General features: G+C 70.3%; 1 protein-coding gene. It reads left to right on the forward strand.

What is annotated here, in order from left to right; translation table 11 throughout:
• Window positions 1–249: 249 nt before the first annotated feature.
• Window positions 250–1,310 (forward strand): IS110 family RNA-guided transposase (locus tag AB0C21_RS43320; protein ID WP_500212348.1); only part of this gene is annotated, 1,061 nt, incomplete at its 3' end.

Below are 1,310 nucleotides of genomic sequence, written 5' to 3' on the forward strand. Positions count from 1 at the left end.
CACCTAATGGGAGCTACCGGGTCGGCCGCCGCTGGCAGACTCGGTGCCTGGTAGCCGCTGGTGAGTGAGCACTTTTATCACCTGGACCTGTGAGTCCTGGGGTCAGATCGTGCCCTCTCCGGTGGTCAGGGGCTGTTGATCGCTGATGGGATGTCGTGCCCGCCGATCGGTGGCGTGAGCACTGGTCCGTTAGGTCGCCGACCGTCCCCTGCGGGCTGCTGATCTGGGTCGTCGAGTGTGGAGGCCGGTGTGCTGTTCGTCGGAGATGACTGGGCCGAGGACCATCATGACGTGGAGGTCCAGGACTCAGAGGGGAGGGTCCTCAAGCGGGCTCGGCTGCCCGAGGGGATGGCCGGGATGTCGCGGTTCCACGACCTGGTCGGCCGGTTCGTGGCCGCCGACGCCGAGCCGTGCGATGTGGGTGTGTGCATCGAGACCGACCGGGGTCCGTGGGTGCGGGCGCTGGTGGCGGCCGGGTACCGGGTGTTCGCGGTGGATCCCAAGCAGGCCGCCCGGCACCGGGAGATCCTGGGGTCCTCGGGGGCCAAGAGCGACAAGGGCGACGCGCACGCGCTGGCCGACATGCTGCGCACCCGCCACCGGCAGCTGCGCGAAGTCGCCGGCGACTCCGAGGTCGCCGAGGCGGTCAAGGTCGTCACCCGGGCGCATCAGAGCATGGTGTGGGAGCGCACCCGGCACATGCTGCGGCTGCGGTCGGCGCTGCGCGAGTACTTCCCCGCCGCGCTGGAGGCCTACAAGCCTCTCGGCCTGACCTCGCCGGCGGTGCTGCGGCTGCTGGCCAAGGCCCCCGCCCCTGCCGCGGCCGCCAAGCTCACGGCCGGGCAGATCGCCGCAGCGCTCACCGGCCGCCGAGACATCGACGCCAAAACCGCCGCGATCCAGCAGGTCCTGCGCGCCGAGCACCTGGGGCAGGGCGAGATCGTCACCAGCGCCTATGCGGCCACGGTCAGGTCGCTGGTCGCGGTCATCACCACCCTGAACGCCGAGATCACCGCCCTGGAAGGGCAGGTCGAGGCGCATTTTGGCCGGCACCCGGACGCTGAGATCATCCTGTCCCAGCCCGGCCTGGGAACCGTTCTCGGTGCCCGGGTGCTCGCCGAATTCGGAGACGCCGACGGACGCTACGCCTCAGCGAAGGCCCGCAAGAACTACGCCGGAACGTCTCCGATCACCCGCCAGTCGGGCAAGACCAGAACCGTCCACGCCCGGTTCGTCCACAACGACCGCCTCGTCGACGCCCTGCACATGCAGGCGTCCTGCGCCCTGCTGCACGATCGGCACGTCCGCGC

This window comes from Spirillospora sp. NPDC049024 (assembly GCF_040649235.1).
GTDB lineage: Bacteria > Actinomycetota > Actinomycetes > Streptosporangiales > Streptosporangiaceae > Spirillospora.